The sequence below is a fragment of the Citrobacter sp. wls717 genome (assembly GCF_005280955.1).
In the GTDB taxonomy this organism is placed as follows: Bacteria; Pseudomonadota; Gammaproteobacteria; order Enterobacterales; family Enterobacteriaceae; genus Citrobacter; species Citrobacter werkmanii.
This window is the reverse complement of sequence record NZ_SZWW01000007.1, coordinates 447,494-464,944: the sequence shown is the minus strand read 5'-3', so window position 1 is coordinate 464,944 and position 17,451 is coordinate 447,494. Positions and strand designations below refer to the sequence as shown.

General features: G+C 52.7%; 15 protein-coding genes. 11 read left to right on the top strand and 4 right to left on the bottom strand.

The annotated features are described in order from the left end of the window. Positions 1–17: 17 nt before the first annotated feature. Positions 18–1,235, bottom strand: a complete 1,218-nt coding sequence (fes, locus tag FDX09_RS06880) for an enterochelin esterase (RefSeq protein WP_137346963.1) — start codon at positions 1,233–1,235, stop codon at positions 18–20. 253 nt (positions 1,236–1,488) lie between these two features. Between fes and FDX09_RS06875 the strand changes: the two genes are divergently transcribed. Next, the gene (locus tag FDX09_RS06875; RefSeq protein ID WP_069323126.1) at positions 1,489–3,762 is read left to right on the top strand and encodes a TonB-dependent siderophore receptor; all 2,274 of its coding nucleotides are present in this window, start codon (positions 1,489–1,491) and stop codon (positions 3,760–3,762) included. Between the two features lie 49 nt (positions 3,763–3,811). Continuing rightward, the gene (gene entD, locus FDX09_RS06870) at positions 3,812–4,435 is read left to right on the top strand and encodes an enterobactin synthase subunit EntD (RefSeq protein ID WP_137347013.1); all 624 of its coding nucleotides are present in this window, start codon (positions 3,812–3,814) and stop codon (positions 4,433–4,435) included. A 3-nt stretch (positions 4,436–4,438) separates the two neighbouring features. On the opposite strand, the gene FDX09_RS06865 is transcribed toward entD, so the two are convergent. Both FDX09_RS06865 and FDX09_RS06860 read right to left on the bottom strand, forming a co-directional pair. Then, positions 4,439–5,374: a transketolase C-terminal domain-containing protein gene (locus FDX09_RS06865; RefSeq protein WP_087857109.1), complete on the bottom strand. Its 936-nt coding sequence runs from the start codon at positions 5,372–5,374 to the stop codon at positions 4,439–4,441. Beyond that, positions 5,367–6,197, bottom strand: coding sequence for a transketolase (locus tag FDX09_RS06860; protein WP_137346962.1), 831 nt, complete (start codon positions 6,195–6,197; stop codon positions 5,367–5,369). Before FDX09_RS06860 ends, FDX09_RS06865 begins: the two co-directional genes overlap by 8 nt. Before the next feature lie 360 nt (positions 6,198–6,557). On the opposite strand from FDX09_RS06860, the gene FDX09_RS06855 reads away from it, so the two are divergent. The 8 genes from FDX09_RS06855 (at position 6,558) to FDX09_RS06820 (ending at position 15,398) form a co-directional block, all read left to right on the top strand. Next, positions 6,558–7,508: a sugar-binding transcriptional regulator gene (locus FDX09_RS06855; RefSeq protein ID WP_085047555.1), complete on the top strand. Its 951-nt coding sequence runs from the start codon at positions 6,558–6,560 to the stop codon at positions 7,506–7,508. A gap of 341 nt (positions 7,509–7,849) precedes the next feature. Beyond that, positions 7,850–9,370, top strand: a complete 1,521-nt coding sequence (locus tag FDX09_RS06850; protein WP_085047556.1) for an FGGY-family carbohydrate kinase — start codon at positions 7,850–7,852, stop codon at positions 9,368–9,370. Between the two features lie 126 nt (positions 9,371–9,496). Continuing rightward, the gene (locus tag FDX09_RS06845; RefSeq protein ID WP_085047557.1) at positions 9,497–10,432 is read left to right on the top strand and encodes a D-ribose ABC transporter substrate-binding protein; all 936 of its coding nucleotides are present in this window, start codon (positions 9,497–9,499) and stop codon (positions 10,430–10,432) included. A gap of 43 nt (positions 10,433–10,475) precedes the next feature. Further along, positions 10,476–11,096, top strand: coding sequence for a DUF2291 domain-containing protein (locus FDX09_RS06840; protein ID WP_085047558.1), 621 nt, complete (start codon positions 10,476–10,478; stop codon positions 11,094–11,096). 1 nt (position 11,097) lies between these two features. After that, positions 11,098–12,642, top strand: coding sequence for a sugar ABC transporter ATP-binding protein (locus FDX09_RS06835; protein ID WP_085047559.1), 1,545 nt, complete (start codon positions 11,098–11,100; stop codon positions 12,640–12,642). Between the two features lie 17 nt (positions 12,643–12,659). Continuing rightward, positions 12,660–13,727: an ABC transporter permease gene (locus FDX09_RS06830; RefSeq protein WP_137346961.1), complete on the top strand. Its 1,068-nt coding sequence runs from the start codon at positions 12,660–12,662 to the stop codon at positions 13,725–13,727. 53 nt (positions 13,728–13,780) lie between these two features. After that, positions 13,781–14,578, top strand: coding sequence for an SDR family oxidoreductase (locus FDX09_RS06825; RefSeq protein ID WP_085047561.1), 798 nt, complete (start codon positions 13,781–13,783; stop codon positions 14,576–14,578). Positions 14,579–14,612: 34 nt separating this feature from the next. Next, a complete protein-coding gene (locus FDX09_RS06820; protein ID WP_137346960.1) occupies positions 14,613–15,398 on the top strand; it encodes an SDR family oxidoreductase in 786 nt (261 codons plus the stop codon). 41 nt (positions 15,399–15,439) lie between these two features. Here the strand turns inward: FDX09_RS06820 and FDX09_RS06815 are convergent, their stop codons facing one another. Then, positions 15,440–16,144, bottom strand: a complete 705-nt coding sequence (locus FDX09_RS06815) for a GNAT family protein (RefSeq protein ID WP_137346959.1) — start codon at positions 16,142–16,144, stop codon at positions 15,440–15,442. A gap of 143 nt (positions 16,145–16,287) precedes the next feature. On the opposite strand from FDX09_RS06815, the gene FDX09_RS06810 reads away from it, so the two are divergent. After that, entirely contained in the window at positions 16,288–17,406 is a 1,119-nt protein-coding gene (locus FDX09_RS06810) for a YbdK family carboxylate-amine ligase (RefSeq protein ID WP_137346958.1), read from the top strand. Positions 17,407–17,451: the final 45 nt, after the last annotated feature.

The window sequence follows — 17,451 nt, the reverse complement described above, 5'->3', positions numbered from 1 at the left end:
CGTGGAACATCGTCCGGTTAAATCGTCTCGGAAAGCGGCTGCCAGAGCGTCATTAGCCCTTGCATCAGGCCACCGCGCCAGCAAAGCGCATCGTGTCCGCCATCAACCTGACGCCAGAAAATAGATTGTGGTGCAGAGGGTAATTGGGCATATAGCGCCTGATTGGCACGAAAAATTATCGGCTCGCGGATCCCGGCCTCCAGAACGATACGTAGCCCCTGAACGCTGACCTTGCCGCTCTTCAGTTGTTCAACAATCGCCCCATCCTGATGACCGCCGCGATGCGGCCACCAGAAAGAACCGGACTGGCTGAGCACACAGCCAAAGCGCGCGGGCCAGTTCAGCCCGGCATACAGCGCAGACAACCCGCCAAAACTTTGTCCGGCTACCACCGTGCGCAGCGGATCGTCACTGAACGCAGTGGTCGTCTTCACCAGCGGCAAAAGCTCCTGCTGTACCGCCAACCAAAAATCGGCGTTACACGGCAGTTCGCGGCTACGATGAGATGTGTCGATAGCGTCAATCAGGAGATATACGGCGGGAGGGAGATCTCCGCGGTGCGTGAGCGAAGCCAGCGCAGACCACACCGGCATACTTTGCGCCCAAAACTGACCGTCCAGCAGGATAGCCAGCGGACGTGCTTCTGGTTGGTCGTCACCGGTAGTAAATACCCATACGCGACGCGTATTGCAAAGCCTGGCGCTGTGCCATTGCAGGCAAACTGCGGGGCAATCGGGAGCCGCGGGCTGATCCCAGCCGGGCTGTACGGGAGCGTCTGGCATTTCGAGCGCTGACACCGCATGGCCACGACCTCCCCGCCAGCTCTGCGGATTGAGAGGATCGGCAATCGCCTGCGGTAACAATTGTCGCCAGCCTTCACGCAGCACGTTTCGGTCAGGCGTTTCGTCCGCCGCCAGCGCGGCAAAAATGTCATCCCGAGCGGTGGGAATGAAGCAGTAGCTACCGCGCCAGTTGGCGCTGAGGGAAACACTCCAGCACCAAACATTTGTACCGTTAATGCGTTGCATCGACTGAGGGGGGACATTTTGATGATGGTCGGTGACGCCGGTGATATAGACCCACACACGACGAATGGTTGACTCTTTTTCCGTTCCCTGCGGGTCACGCCACCAGAAGGTTACCCGATAATTTCCGTTCTCTTCACGCTCCCACTCCGGACCTTTTTTCGACTGCCACCACGCTTCGCTTCCCGTCTTTAACGTCGTCACCGCCATAACCCCATGTTTACTGTGAATTTTTATGATCTAGCGTGAAATATATTGATAATATTATTGATAACTATTTGCATTTGCAATAGCGTATTGTCGCGCTGTGGGAAGCGCGCACAGTTTTTCACCACTTATAAACCGACCTGGCGCTGCGTACTTTTTCTGGAACGGAGGGTTTACGCGGATGCGGGCGACATCAGACCAAATGCCGCACCACGGCACATGGGTACTCGTGGCTAAAAGAACAGCAGGACATACAATGAACAACAAGATTCATTCACTGGCCTTATTGGTCAATTTAGGGATTTACGGGGTAGCACTGCCAGCAATGGCAGAAGATCAAACTGATAACGCCGCTGTCTCTCATGAAGACACCATCGTCGTTACCGCCGCGCAGCAAAACCTGCAGGCGCCGGGTGTTTCAACCATCACCGCGGATGAAATCCGTAAAAACCCTCCCGCGCGCGATGTTGCGGAAATCATCCGTACCATGCCTGGCGTTAACCTGACCGGCAACTCAACCAGCGGCCAGCGCGGTAACAACCGTCAGATTGATATTCGTGGTATGGGTCCAGAAAACACCCTGATTCTGATCGACGGTAAGCCGGTGACCAGCCGTAACTCCGTGCGTCAGGGCTGGCGCGGCGAGCGTGATACCCGTGGCGATACCGCCTGGGTGCCACCGGAAATGATCGAGCGTATTGAAGTGCTGCGTGGTCCTGCCGCAGCACGTTACGGCAACGGAGCTGCGGGCGGCGTGGTGAATATCATCACCAAAAAAGGCAGCAATGAATGGCACGGTTCGTGGGATACCTATTTCAATGCCCCGGAACACAAAGACGAAGGCTCGACCAAACGTACCAACTTTAGCCTGAACGGCCCAATGGGCGGGGATTTCAGCTTCCGTCTGTACGGTAATCTGGATAAAACGCAGGCCGATGCCTGGGATATCAACCAGGGTCATCAGTCAGAACGTACCGGCACCTACGCCAATACCTTACCGGCCGGTCGTGAAGGCGTTATCAATAAAGACATTAACGGCGTAGTTCGCTGGGATTTCGCCCCGCTCCAGTCGCTGGAACTGGAAGCGGGTTATAGCCGCCAGGGCAACCTGTACGCGGGCGATACCCAAAACACCAACACCAACCAACTGGTGAAAGATAACTACGGGAAAGAGACCAACCGCCTTTATCGTCAGAACTACTCTCTGACCTGGAACGGCGGCTGGGATAATGGCGTTACCACCAGCAACTGGGTGCAATATGAACATACGCGTAACTCCCGTACGCCGGAAGGTCTGGCGGGAGGAACCGAGGGGATCTTTGACCCGAATGCGTCACAAAAATATGTCGATGCCGACCTGAATGACGTCATGCTGCACAGTGAAATCAGCATTCCACTGGACCTGCTGGTCAACCAAAACCTGACGCTCGGTACCGAGTGGAATCAGCAGCGCATGAAGGATATGCTCTCCAATTCGCAGACCTTTATGGGCGGTGATATCCCAGGTTACAGCAGCACCAACCGCAGTCCGTACTCCGATGCGGAAATTTTCTCTCTGTTTGCTGAAAACAACATGGAACTGACCGACAGCACCATGCTGACGCCGGGTCTGCGTTTCGATCACCACAGCATCGTCGGTGATAACTGGAGCCCATCTCTGAACCTGTCACAAGGTCTGGGCGATGACTTCACCCTGAAGATGGGGATTGCGCGCGCCTATAAAGCGCCAAGCCTGTATCAGCTCAACCCGAATTATATTCTCTACAGTAAAGGCCAGGGTTGCTACGCCACTGGCTCCGCCACCGGCATCGGTTGCTACATGATGGGCAACGACGATCTGAAGGCCGAAACCAGTATCAACAAAGAGATTGGTCTTGAGTTTAAGCGTGACGGCTGGCTGGCCGGGGTAACCTGGTTCCGCAACGATTACCGCAACAAGATTGAAGCGGGGACGGTACCGTTCGACAGAACGTCCATCACCAGCAAAGGGAAGACGACTTACACCGATATCTATCAGTGGGAAAACATTCCTAAAGCGGTGGTTGAGGGTCTGGAAGGTACGCTGAACGTGCCGGTTAGCGAAACCGTTACCTGGACCAACAACATCACTTACATGCTGCAAAGTAAGAATAAAGAGACCGGCGAACGCCTGTCGATTATTCCTGAGTACACGCTGAACTCGACCCTGAGCTGGCAGGCACGCGAAGATTTGTCGCTGCAATCCACCTTCACCTGGTACGGTAAACAGCAGCCGAAAAAATATGATTACCAGGGCAAACCGGTAACCGGCAGTTCGGCGAGTGAAGTCAGCCCGTACAGCATCGTCGGCCTGAGCGCGACCTGGGATGTGACGAAAAACGTCAGCCTGACCGGCGGCGTGGATAACGTCTTTGACAAGCGTTTATGGCGTGAAGGTAATGCCCAGACCACGGGCGATATTGTGACCGGAAACTATATGGCGGGCGCGGGCGCGAACACCTATAACGAACCAGGCCGGACGTGGTTCATGAGCGTTAACACACACTTCTGATAACGTTTCCCCCTCTCCTCCCTGCGGGGAGAGGGAAAGCATAACCATGATGCACACCACGCACACACCGCTCACTTTCGCAGACCACACGCTGCACATTGTCGAGTTCGATCCCGCCAGCTTCCATGAGCAGGACCTGCTCTGGCTGCCCCACCACGCTCAGCTCCTGTCCAGTGGACGTAAGCGTAAAGCAGAGCACTTAGCAGGACGTATTGCCGCAGTACATGCATTACGTGAATACGGTATCAAAACTGTGCCTGGCATCGGCGCGCAACGCCAACCATTGTGGCCGCAAAATCTGTTTGGCAGCCTCAGCCACAGTGCATCGACAGCGCTGGCGGTGGTATCAAGACAGCCGGTGGGTATTGACATAGAAGCCATTTTTACGCCGAAAACGGCAGCCGAACTGGCAAGTAGCATTGTCACTCATGCTGAGAAAGAATTGTTGGCAAACGGCTGCTTGTCTATTGAACAGGCGCTCACCCTGGCGTTTTCCGCCAAAGAGAGCGCTTTTAAAGCAACCCAGGCATCAAGACAAGCAGACGCCGGGTTTACGCAATATCAAATCGTGGTGTTACAGCATAACCAGATGATCCTCCGCGCACACCACCAAACGTATCGTGTGCAATGGCGTTTTTCGGACAACGCTGTAATCACACTGGCAACAGTATAGAATTCAAAGCAGTTCACGGGCCAGAGCAGCGATGGCTGCGGCGTCAAAGCCATGGTACTGGCGTAACCAGCCACGATCAGCCGCCGCCGCGAACTCCCCATCCTGGATGCCTAAACGCTTCAAAATTGCCCCCATTCCGGCCTCTGCCAGCACTTCGGCCACCAGGCTTCCCAACCCGCCATTAATATTATGCTCTTCCACGGTAATCACCGCTTTACAGCCTTGTAACGCAGATAACAGGGCTTTGGTATCGCAGGGGCGAATTGAAGGCACACTGACCACCTTCGCCTGAATTCCCACGTCAGCCAACAGCGCGGCGGCATCGACAATTTCATGAACTGTAGAACCGGTCGCCATCAGCGCCACAGCCCCCCCTTCACGCAGCGTCAACACCGCTCCTGGGACAAAACGGTAATTCTCGTCATGAAGCTCCGGCAGCGCTTTTCCGTCAAGACGGATATAAACTGGTCCCTGATAGCCAAGCGCGTAATCGATAATCTGGCGGCACTCCCGCGGCGAAGACGGGGCGAAAATCTGGATGTTGCCGAAGCCTCGCATAATGGCAATATCATCGATCGAATGGTGAGTGCTCGCTAGCGGGCCATAGCTGGCACCGGCATTGAGACCGAATAACTTCACGTTGGTATTGTTGTAGCAAACATCGACTTTAATTTGCTCATTGGCGCGGGAGATAAGGAATGGCGCGGCGTTACAGGTGACAGCCACTTTACCGCCGAGGGCTAGTCCTGCCGCCGTTCCAACCATGCTTTGTTCGGCGATACCTACGTTGACCAACCGACCTGGAAACTGCTTTATAAAAGGCGCAATTTTCGCGGTTGATGTTGAGTCCGCGACAACAGGCACCAGATCAACACCATTTTCTACTGCATCGATAAACGCCTGAACCATGACGTTCGCGAGGTGTTCTGTATTACTCATCTTTCAATTCCTCCAGTGCCAGTTCGATCTCTTCACCTTTGGGCACACGATGGTGCCATTCAGGACGCCCCTGGATAAACGATATACCCGCGCCTTTCGTGGTATTGGCAATGATGACGTTAGGTTTACCTTCCTGCTTCAGTCCTTCCAGGGTAGCGACAACCGACGCCATATCATTCCCCAGGCATTCAGTCACCGTCATACCAAACGCTTGCCATTTCGCGGCGAGCGGATCGGTATTCATGATTTCGCGAGTCGGTCCGGCTAATTGAAGGTTGTTCTTGTCATTAATAATGACCAGGTTGTCGAGACCATAATGCGCCGCAGCCAGCGCCGCCTCCCAGTTACTCCCTTCGGCAAGTTCGCCATCGCCGGTAATTAAAAAGATGCGGCGGGAACTGTTGTTTTTTTTCGCAGCCAGCGCCAGCCCCACCGCAACAGGCAAACCGTGACCCAGCGCACCGGTATTCAATTCGATACCCGGCGTTTTCTGGCGAACCGGATGTCCAGGAAGATGGGAATTGGCATGCTGGTAGGTTTCCAGCCACTCCACGGGGAAAAAGCCCGCTTCCGCCAGAACACAGTAATAACAGCCCACCGCATGGCCTTTGGATTGAATGTAGATGTCCCGATTCTCATCCGTGATGCGATCAGGCCCCACATTTAATATTCGAAAATAGAGCGCGGTCAGCACCTCAACCTGGGAGAGATCTGCGCCAGTGTGCCCGCCCGCAGGGCTGTTGGCATTTAATCTGACGATGTGACGGCGCACGGCTCGCGCTTTACGCTCAAGAGTCTGGATATCATAGTTCCAGGGATTCATTTAACACCTCTGAATTTATTTTCAATATGGAATATTTATTCCGGCTGGGACTAAAAAAACCAGACATCCCCATGTTTAGCATCATTAGGCTTACGCCGCTGCATCATACTCAGGAACATTCTGCCTCCTTACCACGACCACGCTGGCGCTGATAATAATCAGTTGACCGGCAATCATCTTGAATATATATTCAAGAATGACTCTTTATTCAATTATGTAACCAGATTTTCGTATTTGTCCATAGCTGTTTTTGAGGATTGGTTAAAGTTAGAGCTTTATCACACTTACCTGTCTTCATTTTTCGCGTATGATAAAACGCTCTAAGATATGGCGATACGTAAATGATTTTCGAGGAAATATATGGCTAAGCAGGACGAACAACGGCTATTGGTTAAAATCGCTACCCTTTACTACCTTGAAGGACGCAAACAGTCCGATATCGCTCAACTTCTCTCGCTTTCTCAGTCGTTTATCTCCCGCGCTATCACCCGCTGTCAGAAAGAAGGGGTAGTGAAAATCAGCGTCGTTCAGCCCTCGAATATCTTCCTGAATCTTGAAAAAGGCATCGAGGAACGTTACGGAATTAAGCAGGCCATTGTGGTTGATACCGAAGAGGATGCCAGCGACCATACCATCAAACGCGCCATTGGCTCTGCTGCAGCCCACTATCTGGAAACCCGATTGCGCCCTAAAGATCTTGTGGGGGTTTCCTCATGGAGCTCAACAATCCGGGCGATGGTGGATGAAGTCCATACGCAAAACCTGAAAGCCGGCGGGGTGATTCAATTGTTGGGCGGCGTGGGTCCCAACGGCAACGTGCAGGCAACAATTCTGACGCAGACGCTGGCGCAACATCTGAACTGCGAGGCCTGGCTGCTTCCCTCGCAGAGTATTGAAGGCTCGGTTGAAGAGAAAAACCGTCTGGTTGCCAGCAAAGATGTCGCCGATGTCATTTCACGCTTTGATAATGTCGATATCGCCATTGTTGGCGTCGGGATCCTCGAACCATCGCAGTTGCTGAAAACCTCGGGCAACTACTACCACGAAGATATGTTGCAGGTCCTGGCCGATCGCGGCGCAGTCGGTGACATTTGCCTGCATTACTACGATAACAAGGGCCAGCCGGTCTTACAGGATGACGAAGATCCAGTGATTGGTATGGCCCTCGACAAGGTAAAAAAATGCCCCAATGTCGTGGCGCTGGCGGGTGGTACAGACAAAGTTGCCGCCATTAAAGGGGCGCTAAATGGGGGCTATATCGACGTACTAATTACTGACTACCCTACCGCCCGGATGCTGGTCACAGGCTAATTCCGCAACCTCTTATAGCCTTTGCACGAAAGAAACCGGAGGCAAAGGCTACTCAAAAAACATATATATTTCAATAAACTGAAAGGTTTCACCTCCTCTTACTTTCGTATCCTTTTTGTTACTGTCCCACCTGTGTAAGTGTGATTCTCAGCACAATTGATGATTTTTTCGGTAGCCCAACGGAAATATTCTGGCTAAGGTATTAAATAAATAATCAATATCGAATATATATTCAATAATTAAAAGGATGACGTCACAGCAGGCCTGATGAAGTAATGACGCGACAATGAGGGATACCTTATCCTCTAAGCCGGGACGCAATGTGACTCAGGAGATAATCTATGTGTGCAGCGAAAAAAGAGTTCATTATTGCGCTGGATGAAGGCACGACCAACGCCAAAGCGGTCGCACTTGATGCACAGGGCAATGTGGTCGCAAAGTTTTCTCAGCCGCTGGCGATTCAGACGCCGCGTGAAGGCTGGGTTGAACAATCTGGCGAGGTGTTGATTGAGGCATCCATTGACGTCATTGCCAAAGCTGTAAATCACGTTGGCGCTAACAACGTGGCGGCGCTGGCCATCAGTAATCAACGTGAAACCGCCATTGGCTGGTATCGCCAGACAGGTAAGCCGTTGAATTCCGCAATTACCTGGCAATGCACGCGCAGCGCGGCTTACTGCGAGGAACTGCGGCATGAGAATAAAGAGCAACTGATCAAATCTACCACCGGCCTGCCAATCGCACCGCTTTTCTCGGCGTCTAAAATGCGCTGGCTACTGGAATCAGTGACCGATGGCCCACAGCTCGCTGCCCAGGGACAAATTTGCTTGGGTACCATCGACAGCTGGTTACTGTGGAATTTAACCGCCGGTGAGGCTTTCTGCTGCGACTATTCCAACGCCGCCCGCACACAGTTGTTGAATCTGCATACCGGAGAGTGGGATGACGCCATGCTGGCGCTTTTCCACATTCCGCGCGCCGCCTTACCGGAAATCAAACCTTCCAGCGGCTTGTTTGGTCATACCCGTGGCCTGAATGGCATTCCAGATGGGATCCCGGTGATGTCAGTGGTGGGTGACTCGCATGCCGCCCTGTTTGGTCATGCTCTCGGCGAAATGGGATGCGTTAAAGCGACATACGGCACCGGGTCATCGGTGATGGCGCCGGTCAAATCAGCCCAATGCGATATTGGCGCGCTGGCCACGACCATCGCCTGGCACGATGGCGATAGCATCATTTATGGCCTGGAAGGCAATATCCCGCACACCGGGGATGCGGTGGCATGGATGGCAGATAGCACCGGTCTGAGCGAGCTTTCGGATGACGAACTGACGCATGAACTCAATACCCTACCCGCCTCCGTTGATTCAACCCTCGGCGTTTATTTTGTTCCGGCGTTGACCGGACTTGGCGCGCCATGGTGGGATGACAGCGCCCGTGGCGTCATCTGCGGACTCAGCCGGGGAGTAAAACGTGCACACCTTATTCGCGCCGCGCTTGAGTCGATTACCTACCAAATCGCCGATGTTATGATTGCCATGCAGCAGCACAATGAATTCAAGTTATCCGCACTAATGGTTGATGGCGGCCCCACTAAAAATGACTGGCTAATGCAATATCAGGCAGACCTGTTGGGTTACCCGGTAATGCGCAGCGATGTAGCGGAACTTTCCGCCATCGGCGCGGCATTATTGGCGCGTAAAGCCCTTTATCCAGGTTCGCTAACTGATTTAAAAGCTTTTCTAACCGTACACAGTACATTTCAACCCGACATGGCGCGCCATCAGCGACTGCAAAAAAGATGGCAGGAATGGCGCCATGCGGTGAACAGAACATTATGGAAACCGGCCCCGTCCGCCTGACGCCTCACCAGGGAAAACGCGTGACGATTTTTACCACCTATAAAGGAGAACTCCGGACCATAAAAGAATTCAGGCTTTACGTTGTTTCACCGTACCCGACAATAACAACACAGAGAGAACATTGTCATGAAATTACGTTTAACGCTGTTAACTGCTGCAACCCTGACCGCTTTATCTTTTACCGCTCATGCCGCGGAAAAAGGGACAATTATGATTATGGTTAATTCACTGGATAACCCTTATTACGCTTCTGAAGCCAAAGGCGCCAGTGAAAAAGCCCAGGAGTTAGGCTACAAAACCACAATTTTGTCGCACAGCGAAGATGTCAAAAAACAGAATGAATTAATTGATACGGCAATCGGTAAAAAAGTCCAGGGTATCGTGCTGGATAATGCCGATTCAACGGCCAGCGTCGCTGCAATTGAAAAAGCGAAAAAGGCTGGAATTCCCGTAATATTGATCAACCGTGAAATTCCAGTCGATGATGTTGCGCTGGTGCAAATCACACATAATAACTTCCAGGCAGGTTCTGAAGTTGCCAACGTTTTTGTCGAAAAAATGGGTGAAAAAGGCAAATATGCGGAGCTGACCTGTAATCTCGCCGATAATAACTGCGTCACGCGTTCCAAATCCTTCCACCAGGTTATTGACCAGTTCCCGGACATGGTCAGTGTCGCCAAACAGGATGCCAAAGGTACGCTTATCGACGGCAAACGTATTATGGACAGCATCCTGCAGGCTCACCCGGATGTGAAGGGTATTATCTGCGGTAATGGGCCTGTAGCACTGGGCGCTATTGCGGCATTAAAAGCGGCAAACCGCAGCGACGTGGTCGTGGTTGGTATCGACGGCAGCAACGATGAGCGCGATGCGGTGAAAGCCGGCACTCTACAGGCAACCGTCATGCTCCAGGCACAGGCTATCGCCGCGCAAGGGGTTACCGATCTGGATAACTACCTGCAAAAAGGCATAAAGCCTGAAAAACAACGCGTCATGTTCCGCGGCATTCTCATCACTAAAGATAACGCAGATAAAGTACAGGATTTCAATATCAAGTCCTGATCTCGAGTTGTTGCGCCTCTCAGGAGGCGCAGAGGAGAATATTATGTCTAAAAAAGCCTGGCTGGCGCTGGCCGTGCTGACCGTGGGCGGATGCCGTATCGTCTCTCAGCAGGAGCTAGCGGACCTCAAGTCACCACCGAATCCACATATGGCCAATATAGACCAAACGTGGCAAAACCAAATTGTCCCGCAAATTGTTGGGCAGGCTCGCCCGGCCGCAGAGTTAATGGCGGCGTTACACTCTGAGAAAGATTTCGATAGCGCCTGTAAAAACCTCGGCTACCGCTCTCAGGAAGAGAATCCCTGCATCTTTTACATCCATGTGGAGGGAACAATTAGCAAACTCGACACCGCCTCTCGCAGTGGGAAAATGACCATCGCAGATAAAAGCGGGAACAACATCATTGTGCAGATAGGCCCCACGCTGCGCGGTACGCAATTACGCGATGCCTTTAAAGGCGCGAGTTATGGTGATTTCAATGACCAAGTATTGTTTGGCGAATATGGTCGGGCGATTAACGAACAAGCAATAAAGATGATCCAGTCAGCACAGCTTAAAACCGGAGAAGCAGTGCACGTTTATGGCGTTTTTTCTGGGTGGGATATACCACAATCTATTCCAGATATTACACCAGCAAAAATAGAATCTGCGGGAGGACATTAACATGCAGCAGCAAGATATCGTCGCTCCTCAATCCGTCGAATCTGAAGTTATTATCGAAACCCACGATTTATCACGTATCTATCCTGGCGTAGTAGCATTAGATAACGTCAACTACCGGGTTTATCGGAATAAAGTAAACGTACTGATCGGAGAAAATGGTGCGGGTAAGTCCACCATGATGAAAATGCTTGCTGGTGTCGAAAGCCCCTCTTCCGGAAAAATTATTCTGGATGGTACGCCAGTCGTATTAAATTCGACTCATCAGGCCGAAAAACTGGGTATCAGCATTATTTTTCAGGAGTTAAATTTATTCCCGAATATGAATGTCATGGATAACATTTTCATGGCTAACGAATTCTTTCAGAAAGGGAAAATCAACGAAAAATATCAATACGCACTGGCGAAATCTTTGCTGGAAAGGCTGGAGCTGGACGTTGATCCGTATACACCGTTGGAAGAGCTTGGGATCGGCCATCAGCAACTGGTCGAGATTGCCCGCGCACTTTCCAAAGATACCCGCGTTTTGATTATGGATGAACCCACTTCCGCGCTTAGTCAGTCCGAAGTCAAGGTGCTGTTTAACGTAATAGAGCAACTCAAACGGCGCGGCGTCACCATCATCTATATATCTCACCGTCTGGAAGAGCTGATGGAAATTGGTGATTACATTACGATTTTCCGCGATGGCCGTTTTATCAGTGAACGCCCGGTGAATGATGCCAGTATTCCGTGGATCATTGAACAGATGGTAGGTGACAAGAAAAAACATTTTGATTATCAACCCGCCCCACAAGGTGAAACGGTGCTAGCCGTACAGGGACTTACCGCGCTTCACCCAAGCGGCGGTTATAAGCTAAATGATGTGACGTTTAGTCTCAGCAAAGGTGAAGTCATCGGGATTTATGGCCTGCTGGGAGCAGGACGGACGGAATTGTTCAAAGGTCTGGTCGGACTCATGCCCTGTCAGAGCGGCAGCGTACAGCTCAATGGCGAATGCATTGATAAAGCCCATTTTCAGTCACGCCTCAAAAAAGGGCTGGCGCTGGTGCCGGAAGACAGACAGGGCGAAGGCGTTGTGCAGATGATGTCGATTCAGTCCAACATGACGCTGTCTGATTTCAGCCTGCAAGGCTTTCGTCGGGCCTGGAAATGGCTAAACCCGCATAAAGAGCAGGCCAGTGTGAAGGCGATGATCCAGCAACTGGCCATCAAAGTGAGCGATCCCGAATTGCCTATCACCTCCTTAAGCGGTGGTAATCAGCAAAAAGTGGTGCTGGGTAAAGCATTAATGACGCAACCGCAGGTGGTCTTCCTGGATGAACCCACCCGAGGCATTGATGTAGGAGCCAAAACCGATGTGTATCACCTTATCGGCAAAATGGCGCAGCAAGGATTGGCTGTGATGTTCTCTTCATCAGAGCTGGACGAAGTGATGGCGCTGGCGGACCGCATTCTGGTAATGGCCGATGGCCGAATCACCGCCGATGTTCCCCGCCATGCAGTCACCCGCGAGACGTTAATCGCGGCTTCTACACCTCAAGATTAATCAGGCTGGAATCCATCATGAACCAGAAATATATGATTTATATGTACCTGCTGAAGGCCAGAACGTTTATCGCGCTGCTGCTGGTGATCGCATTCTTCAGCGTGATGGTACCGAATTTCCTGACCACATCTAACCTGCTGATCATGACTCAACACGTCGCCATAACGGGGTTACTGGCAATTGGTATGACGCTGGTGATACTGACGGGCGGCATCGATCTATCCGTCGGCGCGGTGGCGGGTATCTGCGGTATGGTTGCGGGCGCCTTGCTCACCAATGGTCTGCCCATCTGGGGCGGGAACATCATCTTCTTCAACGTGCCAGAGGTCATTCTCTGTGTCGCCGTCTTCGGGATTATCGTTGGTTTCATTAACGGCGCCGTCATCACGCGTTTCGGAGTGGCGCCGTTTATCTGTACGCTCGGCATGATGTACGTTGCCAGGGGATCTGCTCTTCTGTTTAACGACGGCAGCACTTATCCAAATCTCAACGGCATGGATGCTCTCGGCAATACCGGTTTTGCCACGTTGGGTTCAGGCACGCTATTGGGGATTTATCTGCCCATCTGGTTGATGATCGCTTTCCTGTTGCTGGGCTACTGGGTAACTACCAAAACGCCGCTTGGCCGCTATATCTACGCGATTGGAGGCAACGAATCCGCCGCACGCCTGGCCGGGGTGCCTATCGTAAAAGCGAAAATCTTTGTGTACGCCTTTTCCGGGCTATGTGCCGCCTTTGTTGGGCTGATTGTCGCCTCGCAACTGCAAACCGCCCACCCGATGACCGGCAATATGTTTGAGATGGATGCCATCGGCGCAACCGTGCTGGGCGGAACCGCGCTGGCAGGCGGGCGCGGACGCGTCTCCGGCTCCATTATCGGTGCTTTCGTCATTGTCCTCCTCGCTGATGGCATGGTGATGATGGGCGTCAGCGACTTCTGGCAAATGGTCATCAAAGGAGTAGTTATCGTCACCGCGGTGATCGTCGATCAGTTCCAGCAAAAGCTGCAGAACAAAGTCATTCTGATGCGTCGCCATGAAGAAAAGTTGGCGGCAGCACCCTCAGTAAATACCGTATCCAGTTAAGCAGCAACATTCCGCCGGGCATGCTTTGTCCGGCCTATACAGGGGATAAAAATATGCAACGTGATTTTCATGGTAAGACGATTGTTATCACCGGTGCTTGTCGTGGGATTGGCGCAGGTATCGCCGAACGTTTCGCCCGCGACGGCGCAAATCTGGTGATGGTGTCTAATGCCGAGCGCGTCCACGAAACGGCGGAGCAACTTCGTCAGCGCTATCAGGCAGATATTTTGTCATTACAGGTGGATGTGACCGATGAGCTAAAGGTGCAATCTCTGTACGAGCAGGCCGCAGCACGCTTTGGCACCATTGATGTTTCCGTTCAGAATGCGGGCGTCATCACTATCGACTATTTCGACCGTATGCCGAAAGCTGATTTCGAAAAAGTCCTCGCTGTAAATACCACCGGCGTGTGGCTCTGCTGCCGGGAAGCGGCGAAATATATGGTTAAACAACAACATGGCTGTCTGATTAATACCTCCTCGGGTCAGGGTCGCCAGGGTTTCATCTATACCCCACATTACGCCGCCAGCAAGATGGGCGTAATTGGTATCACGCAAAGCCTGGCGCATGAGCTGGCTCCATGGAATATCACCGTCAACGCCTTCTGCCCGGGGATTATCGAAAGCGAAATGTGGGATTACAACGACCGCGTATGGGGTGAGATCCTCAGCACTGAGGATAAACGCTATGGCAAGGGTGAGCTGATGGCTGAATGGGTTAAAGGCATCCCAATGAAACGCGCGGGTAAACCTGAGGATGTCGCCGGGCTGGTCGCTTTCCTTGCATCTGACGATGCGCGTTACCTTACCGGACAAACCATCAACATCGATGGCGGCCTGATTATGTCATAACACCCGCAGGGTGTTCGCGAAGAGAGTCATCACTATGATCGCAAAAGATTTTGCTCAGCAACTGTTTAACCTTGAGGGACGTGTCGCTTTTGTCACTGGTGCGGGCAGCGGCATTGGACAGACCATCGCATACGCGCTTGCCAGCGCTGGCGCGCGCGTGGTGTGCTTTGATCTGCGCGAAGACGGTGGTCTAAAAGAGACCGTTAATAATATCGCGACGATCGGCGGCCTGGCGGCACTCTATACGGGTGATGTCCGTCAGCTTAGCGACTTGCGCGCCGCCGTAGCCCTGGCGAAGGAACGTTTTGGTCGCCTGGATATCGCGGTGAACGCCGCAGGCATTGCCAACGCCAACCCGGCGCTGGAAATGGAAAGCGAGCAGTGGCAACGCGTTATCGATATTAACCTCACCGGCGTGTGGAACTCCTGTAAAGCTGAGGCGGAGCTGATGCTGGAGTCCGGCGGCGGCTCGATTATTAACATCGCCTCCATGTCCGGGATTATTGTCAACCGTGGCCTCGAACAGGCTCATTACAATAGCGCTAAAGCGGGGGTGATTCATCTTTCAAAAAGTCTGGCGATGGAGTGGATTGAAAAAGGGATCCGCGTGAACTCCATCAGCCCGGGATATACTGCCACACCGATGAACACTCGCCCGGAGATGGTTCATCAGACGCGAGAGTTTGAAAGCCAGACGCCGATTCAGCGCATGGCGAAAGTAGAAGAGATGGCCGGTCCGGCACTATTTCTTGCCAGCGATGCGGCCTCATTTTGCACTGGTGTAGACCTGGTTGTCGACGGTGGATTCATCTGCTGGTAAACAGTCAGTCGCCCGCAGCGTTTTTAACTGCGGGCGTTTATTTACTCGCCACGACATGCCGCCAATGTTTTTCGTTGCCGCCCATGTTCATCAAAGTTGTCGGCAGCCAGCCAACGCTGCAATGCGGCATCGCGCTGCGGCCATTCGCTGTCAATCATTGATAACCAGTCGCTGTCGCGGTTGCGCCCCTTACGCACGATCTTCTGGCGAAAACGCCCTTCGAAGATAAACCCCAGACGCTCTGCCGCCCGTCGCGACGCCGTGTTCAACGAATCGCATTTCCACTCCACGCGCCGATAGCCTGACGCAAACGCCTGACGCAGCAGCAGCCAGACGCTTTCGGTGCCGAGTACCGTATTTTTCATGCGCGGCGACCAGGTCACATGACCAATTTCGACCGAGCCATGCTCCCGTTCGATCGCCATAAAGCACACCAGGCCAACGGCACGCCCGGAACGCTGTTCAATTACCGCATAGGGAACCAGGGAGACGTCAGTGGATTTTGCCGCTATCCAGCAAGCCGCGGCTTCAACGCTCGTTGGGCGGGAGCTTGCAAGCCAGGTCCAGTCGCGATCGTCGGGTGCCTGCGCATAGGCATCAAACAGGTCGGCGGCATGGCTGTCGGCATCCAGAGGAACCAAACGGCAATACTGTCCAACAAGCTCTTCCCGTGGCAGCACGGCGGCCCCCTTCCAGTCCGGCACAACATCGCCGACGGTCTGACCATAAAGATTTATTTCCGGCACGGATTCAACCCCTGTTGCGAAGCAAAAAATAGTTATAGCACCTGCCATTTCACCTTCAAAGCGTCACCCGGTGATTTCTTACGCAAAACAGAAAACCAGCAGTCCTTCTATACTTAATTAAAATCAACGCTGAAGAGAACCCTATGTCACTACCCGATTTTCATGTTTCCGACCCTTTTACGCTAGGCATTGAACTGGAAATGCAGGTGGTTAATCCCCCAGGTTACGACCTGAGCCAGGATTCTTCCCGGCTGATTGACGCCATTAAGCCACAGCTTACCGCCGGGGAAGTGAAGCACGATATCACCGAAAGTATGCTGGAGATGGCAACCGGGGTTTGTCGCAATATCGACCAGGCTGATGCTGAATTGTCGGCCATGCAGCAGATAATCATGCGGGTTGCGGCAGAGCATCACCTCGCCATCTGCGGCGGTGGTACGCACCCATTTCAAAAATGGCAACGTCAGGAAGTCTGCGATGACGAACGCTATCGACGTAACCTGGAAAATTTTGGTTATCTTATTCAGCAGGCGACCGTTTTCGGTCAGCACGTCCATGTTGGCTGCGCCAACGGTGATGATGCAATTTATCTCCTGCACGGGCTGTCGCGATTTGTTCCTCATTTTATTGCGCTCTCTGCCGCCTCGCCTTACATGCAGACATCCGACACGCAATTTGCCTGCGCGCGCCTGAATATATTCTCCGGCTTTCCCGATAACGGTCCGATGCCATGGGTAAATAACTGGCAGGAATTTACGGGACTATTTCGCCGGCTGGCTTACACCAGCATGATTGATAGCATTAAAGATTTGCACTGGGATATCCGCCCCAGCCCGCACTTCGGTACGGTTGAGGTTCGGGTAATGGACACTCCGTTGACCCTTAAACACGCGGTCAATATGGCGGGACTGATACAGTCCACCGCCCACTGGCTACTCACCAAACGTCCATTCAAACACCAGGAGCGTGATTATTTACTGTATAAATTCAACCGTTTTCAGGCCTGTCGCTTTGGTATGGCGGGGATTGTCACCGACGTGAATACGGGCGATGGGCATCGCCTGGCGGATGACACGCTACGACTGCTGGAGAATGTCGCCGCCTCTGCGGACAAAGTGGGGGCGACCAGCGCGATTGAAGCCTTACGCCTGCAGGTTAAACATGGTCATGATGAAGCACAGAATATGCGTGATTTCGTGGCGGAAGGCGGATCGTTGAGTGGTCTGGTGAAAAAACACTGTGAGATTTGGGCAGGGCTTTAGGCGTGGGGTTTGCGTTGCCCGCTGAGATCCCGGACAATGGTATTT

What these genes read in the sequence shown, in the direction of transcription:
- FDX09_RS06860 (WP_137346962.1), bottom strand. Translation starts at nt 6,197, where the DNA reads ATGAATCCCTGGAACTATGATATCCAGACTCTTGAGCGTAAAGCGCGA.
- FDX09_RS06865 (WP_087857109.1), bottom strand. Translation starts at nt 5,374, where the DNA reads ATGAGTAATACAGAACACCTCGCGAACGTCATGGTTCAGGCGTTTATC.
- FDX09_RS06875 (WP_069323126.1), top strand. Translation starts at nt 1,489, where the DNA reads ATGAACAACAAGATTCATTCACTGGCCTTATTGGTCAATTTAGGGATT.
- entD (WP_137347013.1), top strand. Translation starts at nt 3,812, where the DNA reads ATGCACACCACGCACACACCGCTCACTTTCGCAGACCACACGCTGCAC.
- FDX09_RS06850 (WP_085047556.1), top strand. Translation starts at nt 7,850, where the DNA reads ATGTGTGCAGCGAAAAAAGAGTTCATTATTGCGCTGGATGAAGGCACG.
- FDX09_RS06830 (WP_137346961.1), top strand. Translation starts at nt 12,660, where the DNA reads ATGAACCAGAAATATATGATTTATATGTACCTGCTGAAGGCCAGAACG.
- FDX09_RS06845 (WP_085047557.1), top strand. Translation starts at nt 9,497, where the DNA reads ATGAAATTACGTTTAACGCTGTTAACTGCTGCAACCCTGACCGCTTTA.
- FDX09_RS06855 (WP_085047555.1), top strand. Translation starts at nt 6,558, where the DNA reads ATGGCTAAGCAGGACGAACAACGGCTATTGGTTAAAATCGCTACCCTT.
- FDX09_RS06840 (WP_085047558.1), top strand. Translation starts at nt 10,476, where the DNA reads ATGTCTAAAAAAGCCTGGCTGGCGCTGGCCGTGCTGACCGTGGGCGGA.
- FDX09_RS06820 (WP_137346960.1), top strand. Translation starts at nt 14,613, where the DNA reads ATGATCGCAAAAGATTTTGCTCAGCAACTGTTTAACCTTGAGGGACGT.
- fes (WP_137346963.1), bottom strand. Translation starts at nt 1,235, where the DNA reads ATGGCGGTGACGACGTTAAAGACGGGAAGCGAAGCGTGGTGGCAGTCG.
- FDX09_RS06835 (WP_085047559.1), top strand. Translation starts at nt 11,098, where the DNA reads ATGCAGCAGCAAGATATCGTCGCTCCTCAATCCGTCGAATCTGAAGTT.
- FDX09_RS06825 (WP_085047561.1), top strand. Translation starts at nt 13,781, where the DNA reads ATGCAACGTGATTTTCATGGTAAGACGATTGTTATCACCGGTGCTTGT.
- FDX09_RS06810 (WP_137346958.1), top strand. Translation starts at nt 16,288, where the DNA reads ATGTCACTACCCGATTTTCATGTTTCCGACCCTTTTACGCTAGGCATT.